The organism is Ottowia thiooxydans DSM 14619 (assembly GCF_000422885.1).
Lineage (GTDB): Bacteria > Pseudomonadota > Gammaproteobacteria > Burkholderiales > Burkholderiaceae_C > Ottowia > Ottowia thiooxydans.
The window spans coordinates 107,151-125,178 of the sequence record NZ_AUGX01000010.1 but is presented as its reverse complement, the minus strand read 5'-3'; the positions used below and the strand labels follow the sequence as shown (position 1 = coordinate 125,178).

At 61.3% G+C, this 18,028-nt stretch carries 19 protein-coding genes; 3 read left to right on the top strand and 16 right to left on the bottom strand.

Going from position 1 to position 18,028, the window contains the following annotated elements; genetic code table 11:
- The first annotated feature begins 63 nt into the window (after nt 1-63).
- Complete coding sequence (locus G518_RS34375) at nt 64-672, top strand: helix-turn-helix domain-containing protein (protein WP_051236241.1); 609 nt, start codon at nt 64-66, stop codon at nt 670-672.
- 270 nt (nt 673-942) lie between these two features.
- Complete coding sequence (locus G518_RS0108290; protein WP_028602133.1) at nt 943-1,293, top strand: DUF6172 family protein; 351 nt, start codon at nt 943-945, stop codon at nt 1,291-1,293.
- Nucleotides 1,294-1,410: 117 nt separating this feature from the next.
- Here the strand turns inward: G518_RS0108290 and G518_RS0108285 are convergent, their stop codons facing one another.
- The 15 genes from G518_RS0108285 to G518_RS0108215 form a co-directional block, all read right to left on the bottom strand.
- Nucleotides 1,411-1,638, bottom strand: a complete 228-nt coding sequence (locus G518_RS0108285) for a hypothetical protein (RefSeq protein ID WP_028602132.1) — start codon at nt 1,636-1,638, stop codon at nt 1,411-1,413.
- A 17-nt stretch (nt 1,639-1,655) separates the two neighbouring features.
- Nucleotides 1,656-1,982 carry a tripartite tricarboxylate transporter substrate-binding protein gene (locus G518_RS0108280; RefSeq protein WP_245597926.1) on the bottom strand — a complete coding sequence of 109 codons (327 nt, stop codon included), beginning with the start codon at nt 1,980-1,982 and terminating at the stop codon, nt 1,656-1,658.
- Nucleotides 1,983-2,118: 136 nt separating this feature from the next.
- Nucleotides 2,119-3,582: an AMP-binding protein gene (locus G518_RS34370; protein WP_036594116.1), complete on the bottom strand. Its 1,464-nt coding sequence runs from the start codon at nt 3,580-3,582 to the stop codon at nt 2,119-2,121.
- Nucleotides 3,583-3,650: 68 nt separating this feature from the next.
- The gene (locus G518_RS0108270) at nt 3,651-4,442 is read right to left on the bottom strand and encodes an enoyl-CoA hydratase-related protein (RefSeq protein ID WP_028602130.1); all 792 of its coding nucleotides are present in this window, start codon (nt 4,440-4,442) and stop codon (nt 3,651-3,653) included.
- A gap of 4 nt (nt 4,443-4,446) precedes the next feature.
- Nucleotides 4,447-5,250 carry an ABC transporter ATP-binding protein gene (locus G518_RS0108265; protein ID WP_245597925.1) on the bottom strand — a complete coding sequence of 268 codons (804 nt, stop codon included), beginning with the start codon at nt 5,248-5,250 and terminating at the stop codon, nt 4,447-4,449.
- Between the two features lie 12 nt (nt 5,251-5,262).
- Nucleotides 5,263-6,498: an ABC transporter substrate-binding protein gene (locus G518_RS0108260; RefSeq protein ID WP_245597924.1), complete on the bottom strand. Its 1,236-nt coding sequence runs from the start codon at nt 6,496-6,498 to the stop codon at nt 5,263-5,265.
- Between the two features lie 40 nt (nt 6,499-6,538).
- A complete protein-coding gene (locus G518_RS0108255) occupies nt 6,539-7,588 on the bottom strand; it encodes a branched-chain amino acid ABC transporter permease (protein ID WP_028602127.1) in 1,050 nt (349 codons plus the stop codon).
- A complete protein-coding gene (locus G518_RS0108250) occupies nt 7,588-8,472 on the bottom strand; it encodes a branched-chain amino acid ABC transporter permease (RefSeq protein ID WP_028602126.1) in 885 nt (294 codons plus the stop codon). Before G518_RS0108250 ends, G518_RS0108255 begins: the two co-directional genes overlap by 1 nt.
- Nucleotides 8,469-10,427, bottom strand: a complete 1,959-nt coding sequence (locus G518_RS34365; RefSeq protein WP_036594040.1) for an AMP-dependent synthetase/ligase — start codon at nt 10,425-10,427, stop codon at nt 8,469-8,471. The genes G518_RS0108250 and G518_RS34365 overlap by 4 nt, the downstream gene beginning before the upstream one ends.
- Nucleotides 10,424-11,209, bottom strand: a complete 786-nt coding sequence (locus G518_RS0108240; RefSeq protein ID WP_028602125.1) for an ABC transporter ATP-binding protein — start codon at nt 11,207-11,209, stop codon at nt 10,424-10,426. The genes G518_RS34365 and G518_RS0108240 overlap by 4 nt, the downstream gene beginning before the upstream one ends.
- Before the next feature lie 100 nt (nt 11,210-11,309).
- Nucleotides 11,310-12,461 (bottom strand): acyl-CoA dehydrogenase family protein, encoded by a 1,152-nt coding sequence (locus tag G518_RS0108235; protein ID WP_028602124.1) that lies wholly within the window; start codon nt 12,459-12,461, stop codon nt 11,310-11,312.
- Between the two features lie 5 nt (nt 12,462-12,466).
- Nucleotides 12,467-13,297 carry an SDR family NAD(P)-dependent oxidoreductase gene (locus G518_RS0108230; protein ID WP_028602123.1) on the bottom strand — a complete coding sequence of 277 codons (831 nt, stop codon included), beginning with the start codon at nt 13,295-13,297 and terminating at the stop codon, nt 12,467-12,469.
- Between the two features lie 43 nt (nt 13,298-13,340).
- Nucleotides 13,341-13,748, bottom strand: coding sequence for a MaoC family dehydratase (locus tag G518_RS0108225; RefSeq protein WP_028602122.1), 408 nt, complete (start codon nt 13,746-13,748; stop codon nt 13,341-13,343).
- A 14-nt stretch (nt 13,749-13,762) separates the two neighbouring features.
- Complete coding sequence (locus tag G518_RS0108220; protein ID WP_028602121.1) at nt 13,763-14,203, bottom strand: MaoC family dehydratase N-terminal domain-containing protein; 441 nt, start codon at nt 14,201-14,203, stop codon at nt 13,763-13,765.
- Nucleotides 14,200-15,390, bottom strand: coding sequence for a lipid-transfer protein (locus G518_RS0108215; protein WP_028602120.1), 1,191 nt, complete (start codon nt 15,388-15,390; stop codon nt 14,200-14,202). Before G518_RS0108215 ends, G518_RS0108220 begins: the two co-directional genes overlap by 4 nt.
- A 108-nt stretch (nt 15,391-15,498) precedes the next feature.
- Between G518_RS0108215 and G518_RS0108210 the strand changes: the two genes are divergently transcribed.
- Entirely contained in the window at nt 15,499-16,533 is a 1,035-nt protein-coding gene (locus G518_RS0108210) for an AraC family transcriptional regulator (protein ID WP_084651589.1), read from the top strand.
- A gap of 204 nt (nt 16,534-16,737) precedes the next feature.
- Here G518_RS0108210 and G518_RS0108205 read toward each other — a convergent pair whose 3' ends face one another.
- On the bottom strand, nt 16,738-18,027 hold the full coding sequence (locus tag G518_RS0108205; protein ID WP_036594038.1) for a PepSY-associated TM helix domain-containing protein: 1,290 nt from the start codon (nt 18,025-18,027) through the stop codon (nt 16,738-16,740).
- Nucleotide 18,028: the final 1 nt, after the last annotated feature.

Here is an 18,028-nt window from a genome sequence, read left to right as displayed (position 1 = left end):
GGTAAACACTTACAAACAAGGTTTCCCCGTCCTTTCACGCCTCTTACTTCGAAGGTGTTTCCGATGATTAGCCACCCGACGACCGCGGCCAGCGATCAGCAGCATTTAGATGTTCTGGTAGGGCAAAAGATTCGCGCTCTGCGCTTGGCACGAGGCATGTCCCTAAAGGATGTAGCCACCCGAGCCAGAATGTCTGTGGGCTTCCTGAGCCAGACGGAGCGTGGGCTGTCGTCACCTTCCTTACAAGTATTGGGAGCCTTGAGCGAGGTCCTTTCGGTCAGTATTGCAACATTCTTTCCGGATGCTGCGCCGAACTCGTCGAATGCCAACAGTCTGATCCTGCGAAAGAGCCATCGGCCGGCAATCGCGTTCTGGGGAACTGGTATCTCCAAAGAAGTGCTGACTCCTCCTTCACCACACAACGGTGGGCAACTCGTTACCTACATGATGTATCTCGAGCCGCAAGGACATAGCGGCGATGAAGCGTTAGTCCATGAAGGTTTAGAGGCAGGGGTAGTGTTAGAAGGTGTGCTGGAAATTCATGTAGATGAAACTTCGTTCACTCTCGAGCAAGGCGACGGGTTCCGGTTTAGCAGCGTCTTGCCACATCGCTTTAAAAACATATCGAGCTCCCTCACTCGCGTTTTGTGGGTCAACTATCGCGATGACTGAATCTTCTGTGGATTAGAAACAGCGCAAGCAATACGCCGAAGCTTCCGCTCGTAGTCACACGGATCATTTTGGCGTCAGTTTCGTCTCATCCGCGCCGCACTCGCGCCGAGGAATTCATTTGACGTAGGGACAACTGAGCGGGGAACGCTACGTCCCTTTAGCGCGAATCTCCCGGCGATCTTTGCATCAAGTGAAGTAGTTCCTCTAGAAATCGCTTCGTCAGAAGCGGGCGCGGTAGGGTGGTTGCATGGTGCCGGGTTACCATCCTCCATGAGAAAAAATTTTCCCTTGACCATTGAAGGCAAGAACCGCGACCGAATTCTTGACGCCGTGAAACACGATGTTCGCAAATACATCCAGCGTGAACGCCGCCGCGTGCTGCCCGAAGGCGCAGACTACTGGGACTTTGATTGCCGCTTTGGCGCCACTCAGGCAGCCGCAGAAGTGGTGCATCTGTCTTCCCTGATCGGGCATATAGACGTAGTTGCCCGCGCAGGCGGAGACCAAGTCTACGTGGAAATTCTGGCCAAACCCGCCCAACGCAAAGCCCGTCCTCCCGGTGCTCCCAGTGCCGGCGGAGACCTGCCAGAAGACAACCTGAACAAGCCCGAAAACGAGTAAGCCCGCAACTAAGCCGAGCGTGTAGGGCAGGGCTCCTCTTCAGCCGACAGGTTGGATGGGGTTTGATCAAGCCCGGCGCACCGCTCTCTGCAAGACGCCTTGAGCGTGTTCAATAGTTCAAGGACTACGGTGCAAGCGCGGTGCTGAAAGCAGCGCCAGGCTATCTTCGATGGCGGAATCCACATCGCGCCAGCGGCCGGTGAGTTTGCCGATCACCATCGCGGTGTGCAGTGCCTTAAGGTCTTTCACGCTGGGCGCAACCTTGATCTGGGCGATAGATGCTGCACTGTTGCCGCCCTTGATCAGCGCCAGTACCTTGTCTGCCCATTGGTTGGTTTTTGCCATTGTGTTTATCGCGTTATTCAATAGCTCGACTGTAACGCCCTGACGCTTTGATGCCGATTCGGCGCCACTTCAGGCGGAGGCGCCCTGCGGAGAAATGCCCTGGGGCTGCCAACGATGGGTTCCGCATTCAACTCTTTGAGCCGAGCCAGCAACGCTGGGTCTTTGAATGCTACGACCACGGCAGCATTAAACCGCGCCACGATAGGTGCCGGTGTTTTTGCAGGAGCCACCAGCCCGAACGAGGTGATGGCGATTTCGTTCAGAGCTGGATGGCCCAACTCCTTGAAAGTCGGCACATTGGGCAGGCTGGCCAGACGCTGGTGCGCAGTGAGCCTCATGCCCATGGGCATTCCCAGACACTGGTGGACACGGGCGTGGCCGTATTGCTAAACGTGAAATTGCCCGAAGCGCTTGATTCGTCGCTAGAAGGGTTAGGCCCGCTCAAGCTATTGGCGGCAAACTCGCCTTACCGGGAATTCGTCATGCCTTTTTAGACAGACTAGTCACGAACTGAACGCTCTGAGGACGTTTATAGCGGGCCAAGCGCTGCTCTACGAAGCTGATCAGATCTTCCTCACCTACTACAGCGCCCAATCTGAGTACGCACGCGGCGTGCACGCTTTCACCCCAGCGCTCATCGGGCCGGCCAAACACCACTGCCTCTGCCACAGCGGGGTGCTCCAGCAGGACCTGCTCTACCTCGGCTGGGTACACGTTTTCGCCGCCGGTCTTGATGAGCTGCTTGTATGGAGCGCGGCCGGTGAACCATAGCCAGCCATCTTCGTCGAGTTTGCCCAGGTCGCCTGTGCGGTGCCAGGGGTCAGCCGGTTTGAAGGGGTGTTTTTGCACCACGTCCCAGTAGCCCAGGAACACGGTGGGCCCGCGCACGGCTATCTCGCCTTGCACGCCCGTTGCCACCGGTTGCCCGGCAGCGTCTTGCACGCGCACTTCCGAGGGAGCGACAGCTCGGCCTGCCGCGCCGGGGCGTTCACGCTGCAGGCCCAGGCACACCATGCTCGATACCTCTGCCTGACCGTAGGCGGACCAGAAGCTGACAAACGGACACAGGGTGGCCAGGCGATCGAGCGTGGCAGGAAGCTCCAGCCCCATGCAAATGCGTAAGCTGGCGAGCGATGCGCCGCCAGCTTGCGCCGCGTCGAGCATCGCACCCAGCATGGGCGCGAAGGTGGCGCAGACTGTAATTTGGTGTTCGTCAACGGCGGCTACGGCAGCAACAGGGTCAAAGCGCGGTAGCAGCACGCAGGTACCGCCCGCACCCAGGAGCACCAGCGCCAATCCGATGCCGGCAGCGTGGAACAGCGGCAGCACCCCTAGCCAGCGGTCTTGCTCGCTTAGCGACCAGACCCGTCCGATCTGCTCGGCCGACGCCATGAGCTGCGACTGAGCCAATACTGCGCCTCGCGCGTGGCCTTCTACGGCTGCGGTGTACAGCATGAGCACGCCGAGTTCGGGTGCGTCGTCCCGCTGGACTGGCGCGGCGGCGGGCGGACCGGCATACACCTGAACAGGCCAGGTCGCGCTACCCAGCACCACCTTCAGCACGCCGGGCATGCCGTCAGGCCACGCGGCTTGCCACGAGGCGGTGCACTCCGCGTCAACTACCGCGAGCACGGGCGTGGCGTCGCGCGACTGCTGCGCCATTTCGGCTGGTGAGAGTCGCAGGTTGAGAGGAACCAGGATGGCGCCGAGCCACGCGGTAGCGCCAAGCAGCACAAGCACTTCGGTACGGTTGCCCGCCAGCAGCACTACACGGTCGCCGCGTTTCACGCCGATCGCGGCCAAGGCAGCCGCCTGGCGCTGCACAGCTTCGAACAGCATGGCGTGTGTATGTGTGTTCCCTTCATACACTACCGCCGCACGGTTGGGATGCGTTTGAGCGTTGTGTGCGAGCAGGTCGATCAGCGTGGGGAATGCGGGGGGCATGCGTTCATCCTTGATTTCGGGAAGTTCAGGCGGGCGCGGGCCTATTGCTTAATCAGCGCGTGGTGAGCTCAGCGACCAGTGAACATCGGTTGGCGCTTGGCCACAAAGGCGGAGGTGCCTTCACGGGCGTCGGCGGTACGGGCACACGCTTTGAGCAATTGCTGCTCAAACGAGAGGTAGGCTTGTAGCGAGAGCGATGGGCCTTCTTGCGATAGCCGCTTCATCGCCGCCAGAGACGCGGGGGCCGAGGCGCACAGCCGCTCCACCAGGGTTTGCGCGGCTGCATTCAGCTCTGCGAAGGGAAACACGTGATCCACCGCGCCTGCGGCGAGGCAGCGCTGCGAATCGATGGCATCACTGAGCATCAGCCACTGCTGCGCGCGCAAAGCGCCGACGCGCCGCGCAAGGAAGTAGGAAGCGCCCACGTCGGGTGAGAGCCCAATGGCCGCGTAGCCGGTGCGCAGCTTCATGGTGTCACTGGCGAGAACGAAGTCGCCGCACAGGGCCAGACCCAAGCCGGCGCCGCCCACCGGGCCCCCAACCACCGTGATGATGGGGCAGGGCGCCTGTACGAGCTTGATATAGGCCGGCACCAACTGGTTCAGGATCTCGTCAACCAGCTCGTCCAGTTGGTCACCAGCGTTCACGAACTCGCGTATGTCACCGCCGGCGCAGAAAATGGGGCCCCGTGCCTCAATCACTATCACGCGTGGCTGGCCAGCGAGCACCTCGTCTATGGCCTTTACCAGCGCCGGTACGTTCTTCAGACCCAACGCATTGTGGTGTTCGGGCTGGTTGAGCACAATGCGCCCCACAGCCTGGGCGTCCAAATTCCATTCGATGCCGTTCATCTCAGCCATGGATTCATCCCAGCCAGCGCTTGCGCCGGCGATAGTGTTTGATTTCTCGGTAGTTGCGCCGTTCGCCGCTGGCCTGTCGGCCCAGGTAGAACTCCTGTATGTCTTCGTTGGCGCGCAGTTCGGCGGCGCTGCCTTCGAGGACCACGCGACCGTTCTCCAGGATGTAGCCGTGATCGGCGATCTCCAGCGCGGCCTGGGCGTGCTGCTCCACGATCAGCAGCGACACACCTTCTGCGCGCAGCTTCGCGAGCAGACCGAAGATCTCGCTCACCATCATGGGCGCAAGGCCCAGCGAAGGCTCATCAATCATCAGGAGCTTGGGCCGGGCCATCATAGCGCGGCCAATCAGCAGCAGTTGCTGTTCTCCGCCAGAGAGGTAGCCGGCTGTGCGGGTGCGCAGCTCGGCCAGGCGGGGGATGAAACCGTAGACGCGTTCCAGGCCCTGCTTAACCTCGGCCTGTCGCTTGAGCCGGTGACCGCCCACGACGAGGTTCTGCTCTGCCGTCATGTGGCGTAGCACCTTGCGGCCCTCAACCACGTGCACCACGCCATCGGCTACCATTTGCTCGGCCGAGACGCCGGTGACGTCCTTGCCCAGCATACGCACCTGGCCCGACGACACGCGGCCTTCTTCCACATCCAGCATGCCGGATATGGTCTTGAGGGTGGTGCTCTTACCCGCCCCGTTAGGGCCAAGCAGCACCGTGCAGCCTCCCGCGGCCACTTCAAGCGCGATGCCTTTCAGCGAAAGGATCACGTCAGCGTAGAGGACCTCGACGTTGTTGAGCGCGATCAGCGGTTCAGACACGGCTTTGCTCGCTCACCACTTCGCCAGCTTGGGCACTGGCACGCCTTTGGCTACCGTAGTCAGCTTGCCGCCCACCACTTGGCCGATGTTGACGCGCGGTTCCTTGGTCGGGAACGGGGCTTCAACGGAGAAGTCGATGTCGCCACCACCGGTGAAACCATAGAAATCTGTGGCCGGGAAGGTGTTCTCGATCAGCGTTTTGTAGAGCATCTCACCGGTCAGCTTGCTGCCGCCATGTTTCTTTGCAGCGGCTTCCACCACGCGCACCATCACCAGCGTCTGACTGATGCCGATGGTCGTAATAGAGTGCCATGGCGCTTTCAGCCCGTACTTGCTCACCAGCATGTCGTAGAACTTCTTGGACTCAGTGTCTTCCTCTGTGGCGATGACGCCGGCGTGTACTTCGTAGTCGCCGTCCATGGCGGCCATGCTACCCAAAAGCTTCTGCAGCATGGCTGGAGAATTCTGGATGCTGTAGGCGATAGGTACGTTCTTGCCTAGCGCCTGCATTGCGCGTTTCACTGCCACGGCTTGCTGTATGTTGGTGGGCACCAGGATCAGTTCGGCACCCGCATTGAGCACGCGGCGAAGTTGCAGGGTTACGTCAGCGGGCTGGGGTTCGATGTAGACCATCTCTACCAGCGTGGCTACCTTTGGGTTGGCTTTGGTGTAGGCGATGACACCCTTGCCCATGTCGGCAAACGTTGGTGAGGCTTCTGTAGTGAACATAGCCACCTTCACTGGGCGCGTGCCACCAGCCTTGTTCTTCTGGAACCATTCCAGGAAACCGGTGACCTCGTGCACGAAGGTGGGGCGCGTGGCCATCACCCACTGGTTGGGGCGCCATTGGAAGCCGGTGGCTGCTGAGCCCAGAATCATCGGCACCTTGTCTGTGGGAAGGCGCTGCTGCAGAGCGGCTGTGTCAGGGCCGCCTAACGAGAGGCCGATCACCGGTTTGGTAGCCAGTACTCCAGGCCACAGGCTGGCGGTCTGTGCGGTGTCGTAGCGGGTGTCGTAGGTTTTGAGCTCGAGCTTGACACCCAGCTTGGCACCGTGCTCCGCGTTCCACCACGCGACTACGCCGTCGCGACCCGAGCCGAGCATAGGCATGATGGCTGCGAACGGGCCGGAGTAGTCCGACAGGGCCGGAACCTGGTACACCGTTTGCGCAGTGGCAGGGGCCGTGAACGAGGCGGCGATGCCCGCCACGATAGCGGCGCGGGCTGCCCACATTTTCAATTTATTCATGTTGTCTCCTAGGGTTAAATGGGCTTGCGCCCCACGGTGGTCAGTACGGGAACGGCCAGAGTCGATAGGCGTTCTTGGAAATTTGGACGCGGTGCATCACGCCCTTGGGCTCGAACAGCAGGAAGAGAATGATCACGGTGCCCAGCAGCACGTTCATCGCGGCGAAGACAAAGTCCTGCCCTACCGCGGGCACCCATTGAATGAAGCTCGGGCCCAGGCTGGTGACGCCTTCGCGGGCGAGCTGGATCATCACCGTGCCGATGAGCGCGCCGGTGATGGAGCCCAGGCCGCCCACAATCATCATGGCGATCATCCAGATGGCGTTGAACAGCGTAAATTGCTCCACCGACACATGTCGCAGTGCCACCACCCACAGGCCACCGGCCACACCGGCGTAGAAAGCGCTCACCAGGAAGGCGCGGGCCTTGGTAGCCGCCACTGGAATGCCCATCATGCCGGCGGCCACGTCGTCATCGCGCACCGCTTCAAAGCTGCGGCCATGGCGTGAGCGCACGATTCCAAAAGCACCGATGGTCATGACCACCAGCACCACGAGCGAGAACCAGTAGATGGCGCGGTCGTTGCTGAGCGAAATGCCAAAAAATGGAGCTGATTCCACGTGCAGCCCACCTGCGCCGCCCAACCATTGCCCCGGCAGATTGAGCACCAGAAAGTGGAACAACGCTTGGGCGGCGATGGTGGTGAGCGCAAGGTAGAAACCCTTGATGCGTGCCGCAGTCAGGCCGAACATCACACCAAAGATGGCCGCACCCGCACCGCCTATGAGAAGGGCCGCCACGGCGTTCCAGCCGGCCATCATGGCCAGCGCAGCCCCGTAAGCACCCACGCCCATGAAGGCCGATTGCCCCAGGTTGATCTGGCCAGCGTAGCCAGTGCAGATCTGCAGACCAATCACCGCAACGGCGGTGATAAAGGTGGTGTAGCCGATGCTGACCCAGCGCTCTGAAGCCCACCAAGGCAGCGTAGCCAGTACCAGCAGCAGCGCCAGCAGGCTGAACCATTGCGCACGTGTGCGCACCAGGGAGCGGTCGCCAGCGTGGCTGGTGAAGAAAATACCAGACGGGTCCATCACACACGCTCCACATGGCGCCATCCGAACAAGCCGGTGGGACGCACAAGCAAGATCAGCAGCATGAAAACAAAGGGCACGATCGACGAGGCAGAGCCGCCAATCACAGGATCGATGTAGGCTGCCACCAAGGCTTGCACAATGCCCACAATGGCGCCGGCAAGGATGAGGCCGCCTATAGATTCAAGGCCCGCGAGCAGCGCCACCGGCAGTGCCGCGAGCGCCACGTCGGCGGTACCCACGGTGAGCGAGCGGCCACTGAGCAGCACGATGGCACCGGCTGTAGCGATAACTGATCCCATCATCCAGGCGAGAGTGACGGCCCGCTTGACTGAGATGCCGAGCGAAATCGCTGTGGTGGGTTCTTCCGCCACGGCGGTAAGCGTGAGGCCAGCGCGGGTGCGGTTGAAGAACCAGGACAGGCCTAGCGTGGCAAACAGCGTGAGCACTGCGCCGATCACGAGCGAAGACGGGAAGATCATCTCGCCCACGATCAGGGGTGCTGGTGGCAGCAGTACAGGGAACTGGCGGTCCGCCGCACCCCAAACCACCAGCACGATGCCGCGGATCAAAATCACCAAGCCTATGGTCACCATCACCATCGAAAACACCGATTCGCCCACCAGCCGTTCGAAGAACAGCCGCTCGATGAGCCAGCCGTACACGAGGGCGCAGACGAAGGCCAACGGGATCCCCAGCCAAGGCGGAAGGTTGGCGCCGAGCGTGAGTGTCCACACGGCGTAGGCGCCGAGCATCATGAGTTCACCCTGAGCGAAGTTGAACACTTTGCTGGCGCGGTAGATGACCATGAAGCCGAGTGCCAGCAGGGCATAGATCTGGCCCTGCAGAAAGCCGTTCAGCAGGTAGTTGAAGAAGTCGATCATGGGTTCTTGTCTCCGTTTCGCGCGGAAGAGGGCACGCGTCCTGTGGTCACGTTGGCGCGCAGCAGGCCGGCGCGGCCGTCCTGATAGCGAACGGGGATCTCGATCGCGGTGCTGGGCCGGTTGGCGTACATCGCTTCTATCAGTGCGCCGTATCGCTGCTCGATGAAGTCGCGCTTGAGCTTGCGGGTACGGGTTAGCTCCCCCTCGTCGGCATCCAGCTCTTTGGGCAGGTTCACAAAATATCGCAGGCGCGCCTGTTCAGGCAGAGTCAGATTGACGTTGGAGATCTCTTTGGCCACCTGGGCCAGCACCTCGGGGCGCTGCGAAAGGTCCGTGAAGGTGGTGAACGACACGCCGTTGCGCTCAGCCCAGCGGCCGAACACATCGCCGTCGATGTTGACCAACGCCGTCACGTGCTCTCGTGTCGGGTCTCCTACCACCATCACTTCGCGGATATAGGGTGAAAAGCGCAGCCGCACCTCAATGAACTGCTTGGAGAACAGGTGCCCGCCCTGCAGGCGGCTCATGTGCTCCACACGGTCGTAGTAAATGAGCTCGTTGCTGCTTGGTCCCTGGCCCACCGAATCGCCAGTCTGAAACCAGCCATCGTTGAGCTTTTCAGCACTCTTGTCTGGCTTGCCCCAGTAGCCGGCAAATCCCGCGCCACCGCGCACCTCGAGCCCGCCACCCTCCGCCAGGCGCCACTGCATGGGCTCGCCCCAGGCGCTTGCCTGAGCCACGGTCTCGCCAATGGTTTCGGCGTTGACACGCGCCCCCTGGTGCAGAGTGATCAGGCCGAACTCACTGCAGCCGTATACGTTGCGCAGCATCACGCCCATGGCCGCGAACAACCGGAAGATGTCGGGCGCCACAGCCGCGCCACCGGTGAACGCGATGCGGGCGCGCTTCAAGCCCAACTGCTCACGCAACGGGCGCAAGACGAGGGCGTCGGCCACCGGCAACAAAGCGCGCACCCACCAGGCACGGGTGCGCGTGTCCAGTTGCTCCGCACGGGCCAGGCGGCCAATCTGCAGGCCCCAGTCCACCACCTTCTGCCGCCAGGGCGGAGCGTCGAGCATGCGAGCGTGCACTCGCGCGGCGAGGCTCTCCCATTGGCGCGGGCCGAAGAAGACGATCTCACAGGCGAGTTCGCGGATCGCTTCCTGGATCTGGTCCGGCTTCTCGGCGAAGTTCACCCGCAGCGGGCGCATCAGGCCCATCGTCACGCCTACCCACTGTTCGGTGGCCCACGAGAGCGGGATGTAGGAAAGGTAGTCGCCGCCTTCAGGTACCTGCATTGCCTGCCCGATCAGTTCGGCGTTGTGCAGTAACGAAGCATGCGTGGTGATCACGCCCTTGGGCGCGCCGGTGGTGCCTGAGGTGTAAGACAACACGGCGATGTCGCCGCTCTGTCCCTGTGCCACGGCCTGCTCAAACCAGGCTTCATCGGCGGGTTGCACAGGCAGAGCCGGGGACTTGAACTCGTCCCAGCCGAGCAGGCCATCGTTCCTGTAAGACCACAAGCCACCCGATTCCCACCAAACCACGGTGTGCAAGGCGCTGTGCCGGGTCATGACTGGCAGCACCTTGTCGACCTGTTCCTGGTCTTCCGCGAAAACGCAGACAGCCTGCGCATCTTCGACCACGTAGTTGACTTCGGACTCCGTCGCGTCCGGGTAGAGGGCGACTACTTTGGCGCCCACCGCCATCGCGGCCCATTCTGCCCAGTAGAGTTCAGGTCGGTTCTCACTCAGCAGCACCACGGACTGGCCGCGCTGCACGCCGCGTGCACGCAAGCCGAGAGCGAGCGCGCGCACTTCGTCACGTACGTCGGACCAGCTAAATTGCTTCCACACGCCTTCGCGCTTGTGGCGTTGCGCCACTTCGCTGCCGCGCGTGGCCGCATTGTGCAGCAGCCATTGCGGCAGGGTTTGCGGTTTGTTTGCGCCGCTCATTCATGGCCTCCCAGGTACGCCGAGATCACGTTTTCGTCCTGCTGCACGGCCGTGGGCGAGGCGTCGGCAATCTTGCGGCCAAAGTTGAGCACGATCACGCGGTCGGCGATGTCCATCACCACGCCCATGTCATGTTCCACCAGCACGACAGGGATCTGTCGCGACTCGCGAATGTCCAGAATGAAGCGCGCGAGGTCTTCCTTTTCTTCGCTGTTCATACCGGCCATGGGTTCGTCAAGCAGCAGCATGCGGGGCTCCATGGCGAGCGCGCGACCCAGATCGACCCTTTTTCGCATACCGTAGCCCAGCGTGCCCACTGGGTGGTGTCGAAGATGCTCAAGTTCGAGAAAGCTCAGGATTTCTTCAGCCACAGTGCGGTGCGCGACCTCTTCGCGGTGGGTGAACGGATAGTAGAAAAAGGCTTGTGTCAGCGTGCTCTTCATGTGCATGAAGCGGCCAGCCAGAATGTTGTCCAGCACACTCATATGAGGCAGCAGGTGGGTACCTTGGAAGGTGCGCGCCAGGCCAGCCTTGGCCACGCGGTGCACGGGCCAGCGCCCAATGTCCTGGCCTTCAAATCGCACTGAGCCCTTGCTAGGCCGGTAGAAACCGGAGAGCACGTTCAGCAACGAACTCTTGCCCGCGCCGTTGGGGCCGATGAGAGCCACCAGTTCCTGGTGGCCGATGTCCACCGAGATCTCTGACAACGCAGTGACGCCGCCGAACTTCAAGGTCAGATCGCGCGCTTCCAGCATGGCGGGCGAGCGCATGGCTTCAGTCATGGGTGTGGGCCCCTTGCAAGGTGGTAAAGCGGGGCGCGGCGCTGGAGCACCGTTCGCTCGAAGGCGTGTGTGCCGGCGTTCACGAGGTACAAAGGACTCATCAGGCCACCACTTTGCGAGCGATCAGATCTTTCATGATCTCGTTGGCGCCGCCGTAGATGCGTTGCACTCGCGAGTCGGCGTACATGCGGGCGATCGGGTATTCGGCCATGTAGCCGTAGCCGCCGAAAAGCTGCAGGCATTCGTCCGTCACTTTGCACTGCTGTTCAGAGCACCACCACTTGGCCATGTAGGCGGCTTCGTTGTCCAGCGTGCCGTCAAGCTGGCGCTGGATGCAGTCGTTGACGAAGCTGCGCACCACATGCGCCAGCGTGGCGCATTCGGCCAACTTGAAACGGGTGTTCTGGAAGTCAGCGAGGGCTTGACCGAAGGCCTTGCGGTTCTTGGTGTATTCCACCGTCAGCTCGAGCGCGCGCTCGATCACTGCCGCGGCGGGCACGGCGAGCAGCAGGCGCTCGTAGGTGAGCTGGCTCATTAGCTGTACGAAGCCTTGGCCTTCTACACCACCCACTAGGTGAGAAACCGGCACACGCACACCGTCGAAGTTCAGCTCAGCCGTGTCAGAGGCATGCTGCCCGAGCTTTTCCAGTCGCCTGCCGACGCTGAAACCCCGCAGGTTTTCAGTTTCCAGCACCAGCAGAGAAACGCCCTTGGCACCAGCCTCACCAGTGCGCACAACCACCACCAGCAGGTTGGCGGTGAAGCCGTTGGTAATAAAGGTTTTGGCACCGTCCACCACGTAGTGGTCGCCGTCCAGCCGCGCCCGTGTGCTGATCGCCTTGAGGTCCGAGCCCGCGCCTGGCTCGGTCATCGCAATCCCGGCGAGCATCTCGCCGCTGGTGAGCTTAGGCAGCCAGCGCTGCTTCTGCGCTTCAGTGCCGTAGTCAAGGATGTAGTGCGCCGCGATGGAGTGCACGGCCGTGTTGGCCGGCACCTCCGCCTTGGCGAGCTCGTCCTGCACCACTAACTGGTAAGCCAGCGTGGCGCCCGGGCCACCGTAGGCCTCAGGCATCTCAGGCAACAGGAAACCCAGATCGCCAAGAGCGCGCCAGGTTTCGCGGGGGATGAAACCCTGGCGGCGCCAGGAGTCGAGCTGCGGCACCAGCTTGTCCGCCACACAGCGGCGGACCTGCTCGCGAAAGCTCTCGATCTCTGCATCCATCCAGGGATGCTGCAATAGGCGTGGCAACATACTCATCACATGCCCGTCAGGCCACCGGAGCAAATCAGCGTCTGGCCGCTGACGTAGTCCGACTCAGGAATGCAAAACAGGTATACGGAGCCCGCCGCTTCTTCGGGGGTACCGCCACGGCCGAGGGGAATGGTCTGCTCCATCAGCGACAGCAGGCCCGGGTTCACGCCCACCTTGATATCGCGGCCGTCGATGTTCGTGGTGGCGCCTTCTGCGGTGCTGCCAGTCAGGCGTGTCTTGATCAGACCGAATGCCACGCAATTCACGGTGACATTCATGCGGCCCCATTCTTTGGCTAGCGCCTGCGTGAGGCCCATGATGCCGGCCTTGGCTGCCGAGTAATTGCTCTGCCCAACATTGCCGAACACGCCAGCCATCGATGAAATGTTGACCACCTTGCGCATGTTGCGCACGCCTTTGTCGAGCTCTGACTTGGACAGCGCGCGAATCACTGGCTGCGCCGCGCGCAGAATGCGAAAGGGCGCCGTGAGGTGGCAATCCATGATGGCATACCACTGCTCGTCGGTCATTTTCTGGATCACGTTGTCCCAGGTGTAGCCGGCGTTATTGACGATGATGTCGATGCCTTTGAAGTTCTCCACCGCAGTGCCGATGAAGCGTTCGGAGAAATCTGGGGCGGTCACGCTGCCCACGCAGGCCACGGCCTCGCCGCCCATGGCTTTGATGGCCTCCACGGTTTCCTGGGCCGGATCTGCATCGAGATCGTTGATTACCAGGCGCGCACCGTCTTCGGCGAGTTTCATGGCGATGCTACGGCCAATGCCGCGCCCCGAGCCTGTAATCATGGCGACCTTACCGTCGAGTTTCTTGCTCATATCTTGTGTGTCCTCTTTGTGGTGTTCTTTAGGTCAGAAAGGGTCAGGCCAGGGCGACGATGGCTTCGCCTACGATCTTGGTCTGGCCGTATTGGTTGGCGGAGGTCACAGTCACGCGAGCACAGGCCTCGCCGGCGCGCTCCATGAGCTCAACCACCTCACCGCTGCAGCTCATGGCGTTGCCCAGATGTGTGATGCCCGCGAAGCGCGCGTCGTACTGGCGGATACGCGACTGCGGCACCCACTGCGTGAGCAAGCGGCCCAGCCAAGCCATGCCCAGCATCCCTTGCGCGAACACGTCAGGCATGCCCGACCGGCGGGCGAAATCGGTGTCAATGTGAATCGGGTTGTGGTCGCCCGAGGCGCCTCCGAACAGCGCAAGCGTGGCGCGGTCCACAGAGGGAAGCTGTAGGGTGGGCAGGCGATCGCCCACCTTGATTGAAGTGGTCATGGTGGTTTCTTCTTTCAATGGCGAACAACGAGCACTGTGCGCATTTCGGCCACCAGCTCACTGCGCTGGTTGGTTACGCGCGATGCCTTGACGGCGAACTCAAGCTGGCCGCCTTTCTTGTCGTAGATGTCAGTGATGGTCGATTGCACGGTGACCGTGTCACCAGCGCATACCGGCTGGTGGTAGCTGAACGACTGCTCGCCGTGCAACAGCTTGGCCAGCGGTATCTCCAGATCCGCCAGCAACTGGTCGGTGGCGCCGCTGTCTAGCTCGGCAGCGAATAGAAATGTGGGCGGTGCGGGCACATCTGCGTAGCCGGCGGCCTGGGCAGCGACTTGGTCTAAGTAGACCGGGTTCTGCTCACCAATGGCCTTGGCGAAGAACTGCAGACGCGTGCGGTCCACAGTGAGCACTGAGGGCTTTAGCTGGTAGCCAATGAATTTCTTGTCGATCATGCCGCGACCTTTTCATACATGGTCACCACGCAGGCACCACCCAGGCCCAGGTTGTGCTGCAGCGCAATACGCGCGCCTTCCACCTGTCGCTTCTCCGCCTGCCCGCGCAATTGCTGGACGAGTTCGGTACATTGAGCCAGGCCCGTGGCGCCCAGTGGGTGGCCTTTGGATAACAGCCCACCTGAGGGGTTTGTGACCACCTGACCGCCGTAGGTGTTGTCCCCGTCTTCCACGAATTTCTGCGCGCCCCCGCGCTCGCAAAGGCCCAGCGCTTCGTAGCTCAGCAGTTCGTTGTGCGCGAAGCAGTCGTGCAGTTCAACCACCTGCACGTCCCGTGGGCCCAGGCCCGCTTCAGCGTACACCTGCTCGGCGCATGCCTTGGCCATGCTGAAGCCAACGACCTCGCGCATGTCCTTGGCGCCGAAGGTTTGCGGGCCATCAGTTGTCATCGCCTGGGCACGGATGCGCACTGTGGTGTTCAATCCATGTTTGCGGGCAAAGGCTTCGGAACACACAATGGCAGCCGCTGAACCGCAGGTGGGCGGGCAGGCCATCAAGCGCGTCATCACGCCCGGCCACATGACCGGCGTGTTCATCACTTCTTCTTCAGTGACCACAGTGCGGAACAGCGCCAGCGGGTTGTTGGAGGCATGGCGGCTGGCCTTTGCCCGGATCTTGGCGAAGGTATTCATCGGTGTGCCGAACTCCTGCATGTGCGCCAGACCCGCGCCACCAAAGTAGCGCAGCGCCAGCGGAATCTCGCTTTGGCCGACGAGCTCTTGCGTGGCTTCATCGAAACGCTGGAACGGGCTGGCCCGGTCGGTGAACACGGCGCCCAGCGCGCCAGGCTTCATCTCTTCGAAGCCCAGGGCGAGCACGCAATCTGCCGCGCCGCTCATCACCGCCTGCCGCGCAAGGAACAGCGCGGAAGATCCGGTGGAGCAGTTGTTGTTCACGTTGAGGACGGGGATCCCCGTCATGCCCACTTCATACAGCGCGCGTTGGCCGGCGGTCGAATCACCGTAGACATAACCCACGTAAGCCTGCTGCACCTTGGTGTAATCCAGGCCCGCATCGCGCAGTGCGGCGTGCACAGCCTTGGCGGCCATTTGGGGGTAGGGCTCGCTGGCCCCGGGTTTGGTGAACGGCACCATGCCGACCCCGACGACATACACGTCTTGCTTCATGAACTGTCCTTTGTACGGCGGGCCAAGAGCCCCAGAAATTTATGCTGAATCCCGAGCGGATGCTAAGCTCGGCCCCACTTCCTAGCGATAGCCAAAAACCTTGAAGCCATGGCAAAAGACCTCAAACAGCGGGAACCTCGGGAAAACCCTGGGGCTCTCATAGCCCCTGTTTTTGTGTTTGGCATGCTCTCCGGGCTGGAACGCCAGGGCATGAACGTAGATGGCTTTTTACGTCAGGTCGGTGTGGACCCCAGAGCCCTGAGAACGCCGGGTGACCAGGGCGTGACCCCCATGCAGTACGTGGCGCTTTTCTATGCCCTGATGAACGATCTGAAGGACGAATGCCTAGGGCTGTTTTCGCGTCCGTTCAAGCCAGGTAGCTTCGCACTGACAGCGCGCGAGGGACTCTCCGCCACGGATCTGCGCAGCGCGATCAAGCGCATGGCAGTAGCCTTGAACCTGCTTCAGGACGACGTGACCTTTTCCCTGCAGGTCGATGGCGATGAGGCTGGACTGCACATGCAATGGATCGCCCCCGACAGCGAAGCCCCGGTGTTCCTGGAGGAAACTATGGTGCGTGTGCTGTGGCGGCTCGCGGCCTGGCTGCTAAACGCGCCTCTGCCTATCCTGCACTTCGATTTCACCTACCCCGAGCCTAGCCACCACGAAGGCTATAACCTGGTGTTTCCTGCGCCCAGGCGATACCAGCAGAGCGCCTTCGGCTTCTGGTTCACAGCTTCCAAGTTGCGGACTCCGGTGAGTCGGGACGAGCCGGCGTTGCGCGCATTCCTGACAGACGCCTACACCCAGATCATCTCGCCGCCCCGGGACTTTGGTGTGGTGGGCCAGAAGGTGCGCAACTATCTGATGCGCAGTTATCCCAGATGGCCGTCGTTGCCAGAAGTTGCCGAGCAGCTTCACTTTTCGCCCGCCACCCTTCAGCGTCGTCTGGCTGCGGAAAACACCTCCCTGCAATGGTTGAAGGACGACCTGCGGCGGGACTTGGCCATATCGCGTCTATCCACATCGCGTGTTTCGCTTGCGCAGCTTGCCACTGAACTTGGATTTAGCGACAGCCCAACGTTTCAACGTGCGTTCAAAGCTTGGACTGGGAAAAACTGCGGAGCTTACAGGCGACGATAGGTTTCCCGTCACTTCTTCGCATAGCTCACCCTGACAGCCGGTTGCGCGGTGAGGGTAGGGTGCCTACATCAGCCACTCTCCACGCCTTTCATGTGGAGCGTTGAAGGAACGGGGTGAGGCCTGTAGCGGGAAAAACATGGTGGGTATGCCCATGCTGATGGTCACGTTGTTCGCAACTCAGTTGGCGCCTTATCCGTCTTGAGTTCAGGTCGATGTTGTGGTGGATGCGTCAATCCTCGGCGTCTTTGGGCGCTTGCGGGAAGGTTCGTGTCGAGAGTTTCGACTCTTAGCACCCGTCTTTCGCCGCCATATTACTACCCCAGTAATCGACAGCAGCGCCACAGCGATCCCGCTGATGCACACCAGCACCCGACCGGTCATTCCAAGGATTGCGCCGGAGTGAATCGGATACTGAAGCGCCAGAAATTGATCTGCCACCGTGCCTGTCTCGTAGCTAGCTTCAAGCACCACGCTACCGCGTTGGGCATCGACGAAGCGCTGCGCATCTCGAAGCCGGAAGGCGGTGCGTTGCCATCCAGGCTCCTGCATGACGACTTGGTAAACGTTCTTCTCGGGCAGGTAGGCCACGGAACGCAAACTGTATAGCTGTTGTGTGGGGGACAGAGATGCGCGGGCAATGGCCGCCGCGTCGTCGTACAAAACGTGGCGCCGTGCTGCAGGCTGCATCCGCGCCAGCTTCGTTGCTGGTGGTGGGCTGACCGTAGAAATTTTTCGAAGCAGCGGAACGGCGACCTCATTGCGAAGATTCAGCACGGCGCCACTCAATGCCAGGAAAAACAGGAAGATCCAAAGCCACAAGCCACTTGCGCGGTGCAAGTCCAGGTTCCATCGATATCGGCTGCTGTCCCGCTTGATCTTCCATGCGATAGACCAACGCTTCCAGAAGCCGCGTCTGTTGGCGGATGGCCTCGAATTCACGGGCAAGGTCAGATAAAAGCCCACTATGCAGTCCAGCAACCAGACAATGGCAATGCCGCCCATCAACCAGAAACCTACCTTGCCAGGCAAATGCAGGGTGTAGTGAAGACGGAAGATAAATGGGATAACGTTTGAGCGGTCCCAACGCCAGTCACGCCATTGCTGCGTACCCAACAGACGACCGTCATAGGGGTTCAAGTAGATTTCGCTGGCGTTCAAGGCCAACGCTGCAGGCTGAGGGCCGCGTGCGGATAGCACTGAAATCCTCGTGCTGCGATCTGGCGCTTCCGCAGGAAATATGCGCCGCACCACCACGCCGGGGTGTTGCTCGCGGACCTTATCGCTAAGGGCTTCGAGGCTCAGCATGGCCTGCGGCTGTGGGCTAACCGTAAACAGGCCTGGATTGAGCCAATGATCCAACTCGTCAGCGAACGTGATCACGGAGCCAGTCACACCGGCTACAGTCAGGAATGCAGCAGTGCTTAATCCGGCCCACCGATGCACGAGCGTCCAGAAGCGCCGCCACGTGCCCGGCGCTGCTTTCGAGCCGTGCACG